At 43.9% G+C, this 15,581-nt stretch carries 18 protein-coding genes, 1 tRNA gene and 1 pseudogene; 6 read left to right on the forward strand and 14 right to left on the reverse strand.

Features of this window, described 5'->3' with window-relative positions; translation table 11 throughout:
- Positions 1-74 precede the first annotated feature (74 nt).
- Positions 75-974 (forward strand): RluA family pseudouridine synthase, encoded by a 900-nt coding sequence (locus F1644_RS05260; protein WP_118305468.1) that lies wholly within the window; start codon positions 75-77, stop codon positions 972-974.
- A gap of 242 nt (positions 975-1,216) precedes the next feature.
- Here F1644_RS05260 and F1644_RS05265 read toward each other — a convergent pair whose 3' ends face one another.
- Positions 1,217-3,226: a urocanate hydratase gene (locus F1644_RS05265; RefSeq protein WP_118305469.1), complete on the reverse strand. Its 2,010-nt coding sequence runs from the start codon at positions 3,224-3,226 to the stop codon at positions 1,217-1,219.
- 189 nt (positions 3,227-3,415) lie between these two features.
- Between F1644_RS05265 and F1644_RS05270 the strand changes: the two genes are divergently transcribed.
- Positions 3,416-4,417: a DUF2027 domain-containing protein gene (locus tag F1644_RS05270; protein WP_118305493.1), complete on the forward strand. Its 1,002-nt coding sequence runs from the start codon at positions 3,416-3,418 to the stop codon at positions 4,415-4,417.
- On the opposite strand, the gene F1644_RS05275 is transcribed toward F1644_RS05270, so the two are convergent.
- The gene (locus tag F1644_RS05275) at positions 4,418-5,029 is read right to left on the reverse strand and encodes a hypothetical protein (protein ID WP_118305470.1); all 612 of its coding nucleotides are present in this window, start codon (positions 5,027-5,029) and stop codon (positions 4,418-4,420) included.
- Between the two features lie 91 nt (positions 5,030-5,120).
- Entirely contained in the window at positions 5,121-6,080 is a 960-nt protein-coding gene (gene trxB / locus F1644_RS05280; RefSeq protein WP_087422032.1) for a thioredoxin-disulfide reductase, read from the reverse strand.
- Positions 6,081-6,305: 225 nt separating this feature from the next.
- Here trxB and F1644_RS05285 point away from each other — a divergent pair.
- Together F1644_RS05285 and F1644_RS05290 are read left to right on the forward strand one after the other, a co-directional pair.
- Positions 6,306-6,379, forward strand: a tRNA-Pro gene (locus F1644_RS05285).
- A gap of 135 nt (positions 6,380-6,514) precedes the next feature.
- A complete protein-coding gene (locus F1644_RS05290) occupies positions 6,515-7,693 on the forward strand; it encodes a tyrosine-type recombinase/integrase (protein ID WP_027200948.1) in 1,179 nt (392 codons plus the stop codon).
- A gap of 92 nt (positions 7,694-7,785) precedes the next feature.
- On the opposite strand, the gene F1644_RS05295 is transcribed toward F1644_RS05290, so the two are convergent.
- The 8 genes and pseudogenes from F1644_RS05295 to F1644_RS05315 all read right to left on the reverse strand — a co-directional run bounded on the left by F1644_RS05295 (position 7,786) and on the right by F1644_RS05315 (position 11,096).
- Positions 7,786-8,193, reverse strand: coding sequence for a helix-turn-helix domain-containing protein (locus F1644_RS05295; protein WP_117722721.1), 408 nt, complete (start codon positions 8,191-8,193; stop codon positions 7,786-7,788).
- A 29-nt stretch (positions 8,194-8,222) separates the two neighbouring features.
- Positions 8,223-8,321: pseudogene (locus F1644_RS22715) on the reverse strand (type II toxin-antitoxin system HicA family toxin); the annotation flags it as partial.
- 204 nt (positions 8,322-8,525) lie between these two features.
- Entirely contained in the window at positions 8,526-8,963 is a 438-nt protein-coding gene (locus F1644_RS05300; protein ID WP_027200946.1) for a DUF5053 domain-containing protein, read from the reverse strand.
- A gap of 59 nt (positions 8,964-9,022) precedes the next feature.
- Entirely contained in the window at positions 9,023-9,193 is a 171-nt protein-coding gene (locus tag F1644_RS05305; protein WP_117722722.1) for a diguanylate cyclase, read from the reverse strand.
- A 71-nt stretch (positions 9,194-9,264) separates the two neighbouring features.
- Positions 9,265-9,468 (reverse strand): SufE family protein, encoded by a 204-nt coding sequence (locus F1644_RS22720; protein WP_368660531.1) that lies wholly within the window; start codon positions 9,466-9,468, stop codon positions 9,265-9,267.
- Positions 9,444-9,617 carry a SufE family protein gene (locus F1644_RS22725; protein ID WP_118305471.1) on the reverse strand — a complete coding sequence of 58 codons (174 nt, stop codon included), beginning with the start codon at positions 9,615-9,617 and terminating at the stop codon, positions 9,444-9,446. Before F1644_RS22725 ends, F1644_RS22720 begins: the two co-directional genes overlap by 25 nt.
- A gap of 456 nt (positions 9,618-10,073) precedes the next feature.
- A complete protein-coding gene (locus tag F1644_RS05310; protein WP_118305472.1) occupies positions 10,074-10,583 on the reverse strand; it encodes a methylated-DNA--[protein]-cysteine S-methyltransferase in 510 nt (169 codons plus the stop codon).
- 120 nt (positions 10,584-10,703) lie between these two features.
- Positions 10,704-11,096 (reverse strand): hypothetical protein, encoded by a 393-nt coding sequence (locus F1644_RS05315; RefSeq protein ID WP_118305494.1) that lies wholly within the window; start codon positions 11,094-11,096, stop codon positions 10,704-10,706.
- A 191-nt stretch (positions 11,097-11,287) separates the two neighbouring features.
- On the opposite strand from F1644_RS05315, the gene F1644_RS05320 reads away from it, so the two are divergent.
- Complete coding sequence (locus F1644_RS05320; protein WP_087422027.1) at positions 11,288-11,902, forward strand: hypothetical protein; 615 nt, start codon at positions 11,288-11,290, stop codon at positions 11,900-11,902.
- The gene (locus F1644_RS05325) at positions 11,899-12,180 is read left to right on the forward strand and encodes a winged helix-turn-helix domain-containing protein (protein ID WP_087422026.1); all 282 of its coding nucleotides are present in this window, start codon (positions 11,899-11,901) and stop codon (positions 12,178-12,180) included. Before F1644_RS05320 ends, F1644_RS05325 begins: the two co-directional genes overlap by 4 nt.
- 4 nt (positions 12,181-12,184) lie before the next feature.
- Here F1644_RS05325 and F1644_RS05330 read toward each other — a convergent pair whose 3' ends face one another.
- The 3 genes from F1644_RS05330 to F1644_RS05340 all read right to left on the reverse strand — a co-directional run bounded on the left by F1644_RS05330 (position 12,185) and on the right by F1644_RS05340 (position 15,495).
- Positions 12,185-13,246, reverse strand: a complete 1,062-nt coding sequence (locus F1644_RS05330) for an MBL fold metallo-hydrolase (protein ID WP_118305473.1) — start codon at positions 13,244-13,246, stop codon at positions 12,185-12,187.
- 374 nt (positions 13,247-13,620) lie between these two features.
- On the reverse strand, positions 13,621-14,658 hold the full coding sequence (locus F1644_RS05335; RefSeq protein WP_118305474.1) for an AI-2E family transporter: 1,038 nt from the start codon (positions 14,656-14,658) through the stop codon (positions 13,621-13,623).
- Positions 14,659-14,826: 168 nt separating this feature from the next.
- The gene (locus F1644_RS05340; RefSeq protein ID WP_118305475.1) at positions 14,827-15,495 is read right to left on the reverse strand and encodes a Crp/Fnr family transcriptional regulator; all 669 of its coding nucleotides are present in this window, start codon (positions 15,493-15,495) and stop codon (positions 14,827-14,829) included.
- Positions 15,496-15,581 lie beyond the last annotated feature (86 nt).

The raw sequence follows: 15,581 nt of genomic DNA on the forward strand, positions 1-15,581 counted from the left end.
GTCTATTTTCGCATAAACCCGCGAATTACGTCCTTACTTTTATTACCTTTGTCCCCAATTAAACAAATAAACCCATGAGACCCCAGAATTCACCCCGTGCCAAAGCCCCGCGTAGCCGTAGTTTCGAAGTACAAGAAGAAAACACGTTAATGCCTTTCCTGTTACAAGCTTTACATGACCAAAGCAGGACAGCCGTGAAATCATTCCTCGCCCACAAACTCGTGCAGGTGAACAACCGTGTCACCACACAATTCGACACGCCACTCAAACCCGGGGACACGGTAACCGTCGGGATGAACAAAAATGCGGCTCCTTTCCATCACCCCATGCTCAACATCCTGCATGAGGACGAACACCTGATTGTCGTGGAAAAGGCAAGCGGGTTACTCTCCATGGGAACAGAGCGGGATAAAACCAAAACAGCCTATTACATCCTGAACAACTACGTGAAAAATAAAGATCCCCGGAACCATATCTTTATCCTGCATCGCCTAGACAAAGAAACCTCTGGTGTCATGATGTTTGCCAAAAACAAAAAAGTTCAAGAAATCCTACAAAAAAACTGGAACGAAATGATCCGGGAACGGAAATATGTCGCCGTCATCGAGGGATGCCCGCAACCGAAACAAGGACAGGTGAAATCCTACATCAGCGAGAACAAAGCTCTGATCGTCCACTCCACTTCTTCACAAGACGGGAAATTGGCCATCACGAACTACACGACCTTAAAATCGAACCGGCAATTCTCACTCGTGGAACTTGAATTGGAAACCGGACGCAAAAACCAAATTAGGGTACATATGCAGGAAATCGGACACCCCGTTACCGGAGACCCCAAATACGGGGCCACGAAAAACCCCTTGCACCGCTTGGCCTTACACGCTTTCAAGCTCACTTTTATCCATCCCGTCACGGGAAAAGAAATGAAATTCGAGACCCCCGTTCCCACGAAATTCACGACCCTGTTCAAGTAACTCGCTCCGTACACTCACCGGAATCGTAAGCGTGTCTCGTTAATATATTGATTCTATTTCAAAATAAAATCAAGTACATATTCACACCTCCGGCACGTCAACTTTCCGTTGACTTACCGTTGACTTACTAACGAGACCACGGCACAACTACAATGCAAGTAATACTCTTTACCCTAGAAGAAGAGGAATAAAAAACGGGGAACACTCCTAAAAGCACTCCCCGCACATCAAAAATATTTTATTTAAAACAATGACTCGATCAACTGGTCATCGGCAAAATTCGGTAACGTCACCTTCAAATTCGGGTTTGCTTCCATGGCACGTTTAATGGCAAAAACAGCCCCCTCGTTACGAGCCCAGCTACGACGGGAGATTCCATTATTCACGTCCCAGAATAACATATTCTTCAAACGTCTGTCGCTATCGGCAGAACCGTCAAGCATCATTCCGAAACCACCGTTAATAACTTCTCCCCAACCTACGCCACCACCATTGTGGATAGATACCCAAGTCGCACCGCGGAAAGAATCCCCGATCACGTTCTGGATAGCCATGTCGGCCGTGAAACGAGATCCGTCATATATATTTGAAGTCTCTCGATAAGGAGAATCCGTACCGGAAACGTCATGATGATCACGTCCTAAAATCACGGGAGCAGAAATTTCCCCGGCAGCGATAGCCTTGTTAAACGCCTCGGCAATCTTAACACGACCTTCAGCATCGGCATACAAGATCCGGGCTTGCGACCCAACGACCAAATGATTCTCCATAGCAGCCTTGATCCAACGGATATTATCATCCATCTGTTGTTGAATCTCTTTCGGAGAATGTGTCTTGATTTCCTCTAACACACGAGCTGCAATCTCATCCGTCTTCGCCAAATCCTTCGGGTCACCACTGGAACATACCCAACGGAACGGACCAAAACCGTAGTCAAAACACATCGGTCCCATAATGTCCTGCACGTATGACGGGTATTTGAAATCACCGTTCGGTTTCATGATGTCAGCACCCGCACGGGAAGACTCCAACAGGAATGCGTTACCGTAATCAAAGAAATAAGTATTGAAACGTGCCACGCACTTGTTAATAGCAGCCACGTGACGACGCAAAGATTCTTGTACCTTTTGCTTGAATAACTCCGGTTCTTCGGCCATCATCCGCTTGGACTCCTCGAAACTCACGCCCACGGGATAGTAACCACCGGCCCACGGGTTATGCAATGAAGTCTGGTCTGATCCCAGTTCAACAGGCACATCACCCTCCGCGAAACGTTCCCACACGTCCACCACGTTCCCCTGGTAAGCAATGGAAACAGTCTCTTTCTTCTCACGAGCCACTTTCACCCGTTCCACCAGTTTATCCAAATCATCAATCACCTCATCCACCCATCCTTGAGAGTGACGGGTATGCGTGGCTTTCGGGTTAATCTCGGCTGTAATACTGATACATCCGGCAATATTCCCGGCTTTCGGCTGCGCACCCGACATACCACCTAATCCCGCGGTGATAAACAATTTTCCGGCTAATCCTTCTCCATGTTTGGAAATCTTACGCCCGGCATTCAACACGGTAATCGTGGTTCCGTGAACAATTCCCTGCGGACCGATATACATGAACGAGCCTGCAGTCATCTGCCCGTACTGGGAAACACCCAAAGCGTTAAAACGTTCCCAATCATCCGGTTTGGAATAATTCGGGATTACCATACCGTTCGTAACCACTACACGCGGAGCATCCTTATGCGACGGGAACAATCCCATCGGGTGACCGGAATATAATACCAACGTCTGCTCGTCGGTCATTTCCGACAAATACTTCATTGCCAGACGATACTGAGCCCAGTTCTGGAACACCGCCCCGTTGCCCCCGTAAGTAATCAACTCGTGAGGATGTTGAGCCACGGCATAATCCAGATTATTATTCATCATCAGCATGATACCCGCCGCTTGCAGGCTCTTGTGAGGATAATCATTGATATTATGAGCATACATCTTGTAATCCGGACGGAAACGATACATGTAAATACGCCCGTATTTCTCCAACTCCTCGGCAAACTCCGGGGCCAACACGGCATGGTGTTTCGGGTCAAAATAACGTAAAGCGTTACGTATCGCCAGTTTCTTTTCTTCTTTCGTCAGGATGTCTTTCCTTTTAGGGGCATGGTTAATCTCCGGCTCGTAAGCCTTCGGAGCCGGCAATTCTGCCGGAATCCCTTCCCTAATTGATTGTTGAAATTCTTGTAATGTCATTATATTATCTTTTACTTCATTTTATTATTGCCATTCCCCACGAATCAACTAATAATCATCAATTTAGTCTCTACTTTCTCCTCTTTTAGTTTTTAACTTTTAGTTTTTAGCTCACCAATCGGCTGGCTAAATTAATATTTTCAAATGAAAAAAACACTATTTTTGCCTAACAATAAAACAGAAGACGACATGAATATAAGAATAGGCGACATTGTACGATTTATATCAGACAAGCTAGAGGGTAAAGTTACCGGCATCATTGACAACAACACCGTGAACGTGTATTGTGACGAATACGGGTTCGAAATTCCTGCATCCGTGAATAACCTGGTGGTCATTCATTCCGACAGCAACACGACAAAAATGGTTTCCGCCACGTCCGCATCCGGACAGAAAAACGTGGTCATGGAATCGGCCGATACCCTTTACATCGCGTTCGTCCCCGAAAATTTCAACAACCTGACAGAAAGTCGGTTCGATATTTATTTCGTGAACGATACCACTCAAACCAGTCTTTATTCCATCTCGTTTCATGACGGGGAAAAGTACACCGGGATTACGGCAGGTAACTGCAACCCGAATACGACATACCTGATCGGCAATTACTCGCTCAAAGAAATCGACACGATTAAATCGATACACGTGCAATCAGTGTTCTACCAGAAAGGCGTTCACGTACTGAAAAACGCCATCGACACGCAAATCAAGGTCACCCCGGTAAACTTGTGTAAAGCGGGAGCTTACAAACATACCCGCTGGTTTAATTCCACCTCACTACTCCGACCGCTGGACAAAGAATCCATCGTCAAAGAAGAAGGCTTGGAAACCATTCCGGAACAATTTTTACAAAAAACACCTCATAAAACGGAAGACACGCCCCACAAGGAAACTCCCAAACAATCCAGTAGCAACATCATCGAGATCGACTTGCACATTGACAAGCTACTCGACGACACGACAGGCATGGAAAACAAGGATATGCTGGACTACCAGATGGACGTGTTCCACAAAACACTGGAACAATACAAACTCCGCCGGGGCCAAAAGATCGTGTTCATACACGGCAAAGGAGACGGAGTATTAAGGCAACGTATCCTTTGGGAACTTCAAACCAAATACAAACGTTTCAACCATCAGGACGCCTCTTTCAAGCAATATGGTTACGGGGCCACGATGGTCACGATAAAATAATCAAAGATTAAAGGAATACCCCACGGAACAGACCCAATTTTTCCCGTAAGGTGAATACTTATCCTGTATCACGTCATAATAAAACATCACGGAAATAGAGCCTGTTCCGGTGGGAATAACTCCACCTCCCCCCACTAGCATCGTGGGGACATAACGGAAGTCAATCTTCTTCTCATACGATTTTCCCCAACTTCCCTTCAGTTCCGGCTGGATTTGGAGAGCAATATACCGCACCGGGTTCACCCGCCCGAACACGTTTATCCCGAGATAATTCATATCATAACGATTGGAAGAATGGTGATAATTGTAACTTACCCCTCCTCCCGCCGAGAAGAACTCGTTCCAGCGATACCCGATCTGGGGAGAAACATCAATACTGGTATAATCCCCGAAGGACATCCCACAAGAGCCGCTTAATGTCCATTTTCCCGCTTTCCGGGACACGGACGATTTCAAGGGGACACTCTTTTTCACGGGAGCTCTCACCACTTGGCGTTTTGCCCCGGATTTATAGATCGTGTCCAATCGAAAACCATTACGATTTTCCTGTGCATTCACTCGCCCGAAAGAAACGATTACCAACAGCAAACAAACAAAGCAGTATCTCATCATCATTCATCATTTTAATGGAAAAAGCTGTTCAAAGACACCTTCAAACAGCTTTTATTTTATTTCAAAAAAGTTTTCTTCGAGAGAAAATCACTTACGCGTGTAATTCTCCGATGTAACGTTCCGCATCAATAGCAGCACGGCAACCGGTTCCGGCAGCAGCAATTCCCTGACGATAAGTCGGGTCCATCACGTCTCCTGCGGCAAACACACCCGGTACATTCGTCTTGCAAGACTTACCTTCGGTAATGATATACCCTTGCTCGTCGACTTCGATATATTTTTTGAACACTTCTGTATTCGGAGTATGCCCGATAGCCAGGAAGAACCCGTCAATCTTAATCTCCTTGGTTGCCTCTTCCGGGGTTCCCTTCTTGTACACCAAACGAGCGCCCTCAACTCCCATGTCTGACCCAAACAATTCCAACGTGTTATGCTCGAACAATACTTCAATGTTTTCCGTTCTGAACACACGTTCCTGCATAGCCTTCGATGCTCTCAAATAGTTCTTACGAACAATCAAATATACTTTACGACACAACCCGGCCAAATAAGTAGCCTCCTCGCAAGCGGTATCTCCACCACCTACAACAGCCACGTCTTTTCCGCGATAGAAGAATCCGTCGCAAGTTGCACAAGCACTAACACCAGCCCCGCGGAATGCCTCTTCTGAAGGCAGACCCAAGTACTTGGCAGTTGCACCCGTTGCAATAATCACGGCATCCGCCTCGATCACCTTCTCCCCGTCGATCGTAACCTTGTGAGGATGACCGGAAAAGTCAACATCCGTCGCGATCCCGAAACGAATATCCGTTCCGAAACGTTCCGCTTGTTTTCTCATATCTTCCATCATCACCGGACCGGTCACGCCTTCCGGGTATCCCGGGAAGTTTTCCACTTCCGTGGTCGTGGTCAACTGACCACCCATTTGCATTCCCGTGTACAACACCGGATTCAAATTAGCTCTCGATGCGTATATCGCTGCCGTATACCCAGCAGGCCCTGACCCTATAATCAAGCATTTAACTCTTTCTATAGCATTTTCTGTTGACATAGACAATTCCTTTCTTTTAATTTACAATACAATTTCACGTAATGGATTGCAAAGTTACCTAAAAAAATGGTTTATCCAATTTTTTTTACTCCATATCCCCGTATTCTCATTCCCCAAACCCATGAAAACCTGCAATCTAAGTCAAAAAGCACAAACAATCATCAGATTTTTCTTTCAACTCCTTGTTTCATTCCAAAATTTTTTACTACATTTGCATCCGCATTTCGGGATGTAGCTCAGCCCGGTAGAGTCCACGTCTGGGGGGCGTGTTGTCGCAGGTTCAAATCCTGTCATCCCGACAGAAAGCGGTTTAGTAAATTGAATAACAATTTATTAGACCGCTTCCCCATTTTTATACCGGGACAAAAACGGGACAAGTATTGATACATATATATCTTTGCATAGTCACAACAGATGTGAGTAAGCAAAAAAAAATGACAAATCACGAAAAAACACGAATTGACGAGATCGTTTCCTACACACCCCCACAACTTTACACGGGAAAAGAATGGTATATCGGGTTCATGGCTTTTGATCCAGCACTAGGGAAACTTCACCGGAAACGGATAAAAATTAATCACGTGCATGGAGGGGTATGCGCAAAACGAAAATACGCTCAAGATCTTCTTAAGAGACTAAACGAACAATTATCTCAAGGCTGGAATCCTTGGATTGAAGCCGAGTACGGCAAATCTTATAACAAATTTGAAGAGGTATGCGAACACTACAAACGATACATCACCAAATTATATAAAGATGATGTGTTCAGAGAAGAGACATTTGTTGCCTACTCTTCATTTTTACGAAATCTACGCCAATATAACGAGCAACGAGATATACCTATCACATATATTTATCAGTTGAATTCTGCTTATGTTGTTGCTTTTTTAGATCATATTTATATCGACAGAGAGAATACAGCCCAAACTCGTGATAATTATTTATCATGGTTACGACAGTTCTCAACCTTCTTGCTACAACAACAGTATGTTAATGTCAAACCGACAGAAGGAATCCCGGTACTAGGTAAAAAAGCACACAAGAAAAAGCGTACTATAATCGAGAAAAATGATCTAATCCGCCTAAGTGATTATCTTAAAACACAAAATAAATATTATCTACTAGCTTGTTATATATTGTATTATTGCTTTATTCGACCTAAAGAAATGGCAAAAATAAAATTAGAACACATTTCTATAAAGAATCGGACCATTTTTGTTCCAGCAGACATTGCCAAAAACAGGGAGGCTGGAGTCGTAACCCTCCCCAAGAAGGTTTTACTTCTAATGGTTGATCTAAATATTTTTAATAACCCAAGTGACTCCTATCTATTTTCAACTGATTTTATGCCCGGATTCGAATATGTGAATGAAAAAAAATTTAGAGACTACTGGATCCGGGAAATCAGGAAAAAACTTCATTTTCCAGACTCATACAAATTTTACAGTTTGAAAGATTCTGGAATAACAAGTTTATTACGCGATAGAAATATTGATAAATTAAGCGTGCGAGACCAAGCACGTCATTCTAATATTCTCATAACAGATATCTACACTCCTCATGACATCCAAGAAGCAAATGCATTAATTGAAACACACGAAGATGTATTTTAGCTTACAACCTACAACCAAAGGGCTGTCCAAAAAGTGAAGTGCACCCCAAAAGTTAGACATAAAACTTTTGGGATGCACTTCAGTTGGATAACTTAGACAGAGATAGCTAATAAATCCCGCCCCAATGTATGCAGGGCATTCACTATTTTTTGAGCTTGAGCCGGCCGTGGCTTAGAACGTCCACAAGCGTAATGACTAAGTTGCTTTTGATTTATTCCGGTTAAACGTTCCAATGCCGCCTTACTCAATATTTTCTCGTAGAAGAACAAAAGACTCTCCACGTCAAATTTGTATTCAAATTCGTATTCTTGATTCAAGACTTCCGGATATACATCTCCATCAGCTTTGGCACATTCCACGTAAAAATCAACACTTTCAAATAACTCTTTTTTTAGTTCACTAAAGTCACCCGTGACGGCAACAATAAAACCTGGAAGAATATCGACCGTCGCACAATAACCTTCCGGTGTTTTTGCTACTTGTACTCTCACTTTCTCCATAACTTTTCTCTTTTACTCGGGTTAGAAAACTAACCCGGATTGCTTTTCAATAACGTTCCAGTAATATCATCTGACGATCTACCGTTTACCGTGACCTTCCCCGGTTTGGTCGGGTGCTTGTATTGTCGGTGACTGCCTCTCTAGTGTACAAGCCGCCAACCGTCCTCATAGAGTTTCCTCAATATCTCTAATACTTTCACAGAACTCTGTTTTATTTATCCAACAATACCAAGATAGTAAAATTACTATTATCTACAAAACAAATCGTAGCAACTTTACTATTAAAAAACCCGCCACGAGAATGGCGGGTTTCCTCTAAAGTTGTAAAAGTTTCAGAGATGCCCTATAACAAGAGCTGTACGTTTAATGTTATTACTTAAATCAAGTAACGCATCTAATAATATCTTCTTTTCATTCTCGGTAAATTGTACTTCTTTATTTCTAATCTTCAACCCATTTATACGCTGGCACAACCATGATCGACTCTTTCCAAAATAGTGTCGAGCAACATAAGACCACGAAATTGATTCATATATCCCTTCCAGATAAACACGTAACGTTTCATCGTATAATTTCTCCGCACGTTCACAAGATTCCTTCGCACCATTCACAAACGCTTGAGCGAGAATTTTACGATCTTCCGGGCTTTTGGAAGCTACAAATCGTTCCATTTTCTCACCAAATTCCCGCTCTTCTTCCTCGGAATGAAGAGTCAAGAATTCCGCTTTCATTTGTTCCAATTCCTCGTTTAATTCTTTGTAACTTGCCATATCTAAAATATTTAAAATTGTAAAGTTTCTTTGGGAAGCCCTCTTTCGAGAGCTTCCTGTTAACCTTTCAACCGGAGTAGTTCGATCAAACGATCTAAATGAAAGTCAATCATTCTCTCCAGTTCCTCTTCCGACATATCTTTTTTCAAAATATGCCAGTAAAGAACATAGAACCTAAGACTATTTTTCTCATGTTCTATCCGAGCCTTTAGCTCTTCATAGGAAAACATTTCAAAGAAACTTTTACACTACAAATATAGATAAACATTTGTTTATTACAAAATATTCGTTGAATCATTTTTTATGAATTCGTTATTTTCTCAACCATTGTCAATAGTGCCACACGCCTCGACAGCGTGAGATTATCAATCAACCCCAATTCTTTTAAGGTAGCAAGTAGATACGGCATATTATCCCGGATGTCCTTCCGTGATACCCCGTTGCAGAGGTTAAAAAGCATAGCGGCCAACCCAGCAAGTATCACGGCATTGGCAGAAACAAATATATAGCAAAGGTCTTAGTATGGCACACGTAGAAATACAACATCGAATTGCAAGCAATCCGGTTCTCCGGTACTTGAAATGCCACGGGCATTGCAGGTAAAGATTCCCCCAGCTCAACAAAATAATTATAGCGATCCGCCCATTTCGGCAGTAATAAAAAAAGTCTCTTTCAACGCATCAATTTTCTCTTTCATATTACAGCCTGTTTACGAACAAATGAAGCCGCCCAACCGCCATGACCAAAAACAATGACGGCTCCAATGGCATTACTTGTACTGGTGACGTGACAAACTCCAACACCCCACAATTTTTACTCTCTTCCCGCATATCCGTCAGGATCAACTGCATTAATTCGAGTCACCGTTGCATTTTCATCGCCTCATTCAACATATCGTTGTTTGCCTCGTTCAACTCATATATTGATCATATTACAAATATAGGTAATTAATTACCTATAAACATCTGAACATAAAAATAACGGTAACTCCGAAGAATCACCGCTAAATATTCTATTCCTGATATTAAAATTTAATTGCATTTTGTTTCACCATGCCCTAGCTTTATTTTCACAAATATAGCTATTATGCACGATTTTACCGCATACCATTCAACAAACTTTGCACCCCATCTCCAAATCCAGCAATCCCTTTTTAGCCTCCAAGCCTCCCCCGTAACCGACCAATTTATGGTTACCCCCAATCACCCGATGACAAGGAACAAAAATCGAAATAGGATTCGCACCATTAGCTGCAGCCACGGCACGAACAGCTTTCGGGTTTCCCAACTTTTTAGCCAACTCGCCATAAGACACCGTTTTGCCGTATGGTATATCCAGCAACTCCTGCCACACCGAATTCTGGAACTCCGTTCCCGTAAAGACGAGCGGAATATCAAACGTTTTCCTCTGACGAGCAAAATATTCGTCAAGCTGGATGATTGTTTCCCGGATCACGTCAGAAACACCCTCTTCGTAATCGGCCCCTAGCGCTTTCTGAATCCGTTTATCAATAGATGCCCTGCGTTTTTCAAACATCCAGTCACACAAACAAAGCTTACCTTCGAAAGAGCCAAGAATCAGCTCTCCACAAGGAGATTCATAATGTTGAATTTGTATCATTTCTTCTACTTTTTATTTTTGTACTTTCCTTCAACCACGACCTTTTCTATACAATCAATCCAAATGACAAGTTATAAAAGTAGAACATTATCCCGATATTCCCAAACGACACCCCAAATTTTACTGATTCGTTTCCAACATCCGGATCAGACAATCCCGTTGTATTGAAAAGTTTGTATCTTCCTGCTGAACATATTTAAGCAAACGAATCCCATCCTGACGCAGTTTCGACTTCAACAAAATATCATCCTCCACTTCCTCCGAAAATCTCAACAGGTACACGGACGCAAGTTCAATCTTACCAATCCTGTCTTCCTCGTTGGCATATCGGTCAATCAGTTCCTGTACATCCATCGTGGTCAGCTCCTTCACGGGAAATCCCAACATTTGCTGCGTCAACAAGTCATACTCGTCCCGATCCTGCTGGCGAATCTTCTTCTTATTCAATATAGCCCTAGCGATTGCAGAAATAATTTCTTGAATCATGCGCACGAGATAATCCTGTTTTACCATAATACCGTCCTCCAATATATTTACAAGCAAAAATAAAAAATAATATCCACGTGAAGGAATAAAATTCACTAAATCATTTGGTTTATAAAATAAACTGATTTATATTTGCATCAACAAAAAGAATAGTGCTATCTTTTTTGAGAATATAGTTTATAAAACAAACCACTTTACAAACGCCAAACGCAACAAACATGGAAGAAAAAAAGTTTACAGAGAAAGAAAGTTTAGAACTTATTTCTCAAATGATACAAGCAACCAGAAAGAACCTCGCAAAAGATCAAGGAAATTACTTCATCATCTACGGCTACACGGCAGCCATCTTGTCGATCATTATCTACACGTCACTCTGCATGACCCACGCCCCTTGGTGGTGGGCAGGCTGGTTCCTCATGTTCCTGCCGGTAATTATCCTTGCGTTCAAGGAAAAAAGGAACACCCCGACCGTCGTCACTTACACAGACAGCATGGTCAATAAAGTCTGGCAAGTAGTAGGCACCTTGTTCTCGTTAACCGTGCTGGTCATGCTGGCTCTATCATTCATTGTCGGAAGATGTGATTTCACGCTCATGCTCCCGTTATGCCTCCTGTACGCAAGCATCGGGACTGCAATCACGGGATTGGTCATCAGGGAGAAGTGCTTGCTCTACCTCCCGTTTGTGGGTTTCGTGTTCGCCATATATATGCTGATGAGTTACACGATAAATAACAGTGCCACCATACTCTGGAATCTCTACTTTGGCCTGTCATTTGTTGTCATGATGATCATACCGGGACATATTCTGAACAATAAATCCGAAAAACTATGAGAGAATTAGATCCGCTATTACATTCTCAATTACGTCTGGCAATAGTCTCCCTGCTCTTGTCGGTAGAGACAGCGGATTTCGTGTACTTGAAAGAGAAAACGAATGCGACTGCCGGGAACCTAAGCGTGCAACTAGAAAAACTCGAAACTGCCGGGTATATCCAAGTGAAAAAAGAGTTCGTCGGGAAAAAGACCCGCACTTCATGCCAACTGACCGACACGGGCAGGAAGGCTTTGGAAGACTATATAGACGCTCTTAGAGAATACCTTAACTTGTAAAGAACTATTCCCCCCACCTCACGACCTCGCCAATGACAGGAATCAACACGTGTAACGAGTCGTTCTTTGCCATGTTCATCTCGTTACGTAACGGCTCGTCCCAACGATGATAGGCCAATGCGTACTTGGAATGATGCACGGTCATCACCTTCTTCGCTTTCAGGTCCAGGGCTGCCCGGGTCAAGTAATCAGGCATCAAGTGGATATACTTCCACCCCTCGTTATACTGTCCGTTTTCAAGAATAGCCAAATCTATACCCGGAAAGCAATCCCCGATCCGGGCAAAATGCGTGTCGTAACCGCCGTCACCTGCCAAATATATCTTCCGGGAAGGAGTTTCAAGCAAGAACGAGGCCCACAGCGTTTTATTGGCGGAAAGTCCCCGCCCCGAAAAATGCCGGGCAGGCAGACAATGCATGACAAAGCCGGAATCTAAACGAACCTCATCCTCCCAGTCCAACTCGATAATACGCTCCTTATCGAATCCCCAGTACTCGAAATGCTCGCCGACACCCAAACCGCAAATCACCTTCCCGACCCGGTCTTTCAACGCCCGCACGGTATGATAATCCAGGTGATCCCAATGATCATGGGAAATAACAAGGTAATCAATATCCGGCATATCCTCCGGATGATAAACGTCCGTTCCCTTGAACGGCTTGTTAATAAAAGAAACCGGGGAAGCCATGCAGAACACTGGGTCCACGAGTACCCGTTTCCCATCCACTTGAACCAGATAAGATGAATGTCCGAACCACACCAGCACGTCCTCTTCCGGGTTGATCTGCCGTAAATCCGTTTTCACCACAGTCAACGCCGTGTCCGGTTGCAGTCCGGTCTTATCCTTAAAAACGAAATCCAGTAATCCCTGTAAACGCCCCTTGTCCGAGGTCATTAAAGGAGTTTCATGTATATTGCGGAAAGCCCCGTCCCGGTAATTCGGAGAACGTTCAATCCTTGCCAGCCGTTCTCCCCGGGGAATTCTCCCGAAACTTGGCTGATTCACGAAAACAATCCCGACAATGGCCATAACCACCACGATCGACAGAACAATCCATAGTACCATACGCTTTCTTGAACTTTTTATTAATCTCATAAATACAACTCAAAATTAAATCTATCGCAAAAATAAGCAAATACTCCCAACCTGCGTGTACACGAATTACTGGTATTCATACCTAAATTACGGTTTACGCTTCCCCGTGATTCCCGAACTTTCCCTAAACATCCTCCCGCAATCACGAAATGACATTCCGGAAGTAAACGGAGAACACCCAACACCCATTGTTATCGAAGATATCCCCCTTTCACACCCACAATTCCCCCACCACGAGATAACAGGGTAACGCTATTGGCCGAGAGTAGAAACGAGATTGTGATTGTAATACCTCGAAAAAAGGATAGCACACTCCATTCATTACCATCTGTAAACAAAACGAATCAAGGCTTGTATATCTTGGGTCTCGTCCGTCCCTCCCCTTCCAAGTATTCCACTTTAAAAATGTTCACGCAAAAGACAAATATCGACAGGAGCAAAGGTCCGAAGATCACCCCCATGAAACCAAACAAGGAAAGTCCGATGACCACCCCGAAAATCGTAATCAACGGGTGAGTGTCCGCCATCTTCTTCTGCAACATGAACCGAACCAGATTATCGACATTCGAGATCACGACTAGTGCGTAGACCGCCAACCCGATCGCCATTCCCCAATGCCCCGTCATTCCCATATACAACGCCAACGGGGCCCAGATCAATGCAGTCCCGACAATTGGGATAATCGTGGCAAAACAGGACAAGAATCCCCACAACACGGGACTCGGAGCCCCGAATACAAAATATCCCAGCATGGCAACAGCCCCTTGAATCACGGCAAGCAGGGGAATCCCGATCGCATTCGACTTCACGATCATGTTGAACTCATGTAATATATTCTTTTTATTCCGCTGATTAAACGGAAGGATCTCGCTCACGTACTCCTCCATATCCCGCCCACCAATCAGCATGAAATAAAGTACGAAAAGCAGCACCACCACGTTAATGGTAAAACTACTGATGCTTCCCATCAAAAACTGACCGATTTTTGGCAAGGCAGCCAATATCGTATCTATATTCCCTTTGCTCAAAAGATCATACCCTACTTTTTCCCGGATCAGCTCTGCCACATGTTCCACCGGGGCAATCAAGCTATGCGGGTCCAGGTTTATGGCCTGTAACTTGTTCACGAATACCCACACGACAATCGACAGGGGGATAAGAAAACAAAGAATCGTCTCGCATAACAGAAGAATAGCCATGATACTACGTTTCATCCGTTTCTTTTCCGTCAAATACAACATCTGGTTACGCAAAAGAATATAAATCGTCATGGCACCCAGAATCCCACTGAAAAACGGCAGAATTTGAAAAAATATAAGAATTCCCAGCAACAGAATAATTGCCACGAGGGAATATCTCCAGTATTGTTCTTTAAGACTCATTTTATCACAATTTAAGTTCACGATATGTCCCCAGACAGATGTCCGAATGATCATCCTCCCGGTTATCGTGTTAACGAAAACGACGAAAAAATGTTTAATTTTACATTACCCTTTTACAATAACCGACAAACTCTTCCCCCTTCATCCCCGGTAAGACGGCACGACAGGCTAATTCAAGGCCCTCCGCATCTTCTCCCGATCCAAAATGATAATCTCCCGGCGATTCACGGAAATCATCCCCTCGTCAGCCAGCTCGTACAACACCTTGGCCAATGCCGGACGGGTCACCCCGAAATATTCGGCCAATTCCTGCTGAGACTTTCCCAACAACACCTTTTTCTTATCGGGGAAGGCCAGTTCCAGAATATAATGAATCAATTTTCCCCGGATCGTCTTGAATGACAGGAACTGCAAACGCCCGGTAAGGAAAGTTGTCCGGTTCGCATTCACGGACAGAAAATTACGCAGGAAACTTTCATAACGTCCCATCTGACGGAACACGGATTCTTTCGTGGCGATAAACACGTCGGCCTTCTCCGAAACGGTGGCCGTCACCGGGAAATGATTGTCCTCGGCAAAAAGGAACGCCGGGGCAAGCGCTCTCGGCGCCCGGATCGTCTCGATTCGCAACATGGCCCCCGAATCATCCGTCATTTCCGCCTCGACTTCCCCCTCCAGCAAGATATAAAGGAACCGGCACACGTCTCCCTGCCAGAAAACCACTTCCCCTTTCATATAGCTCTTCACGCTATAATCAAATCCTTCTATAAACTGCTCCCTCTCCCGTTCGGGAATTCCCGTGCATAAAGGGCAATCGAAAAGTCGTGCTATATCCATGCTCTGTTATCTTTTAAATGATACACAAATGTATCACTTTCTTCTTTAACACCTTATCTTACTTTTAACCTTTTTCATTCACTCTC

Origin of the sequence: Butyricimonas paravirosa (assembly GCF_032878955.1) — a bacterium.
In the GTDB taxonomy this organism is placed as follows: Bacteria; Bacteroidota; Bacteroidia; order Bacteroidales; family Marinifilaceae; genus Butyricimonas; species Butyricimonas paravirosa.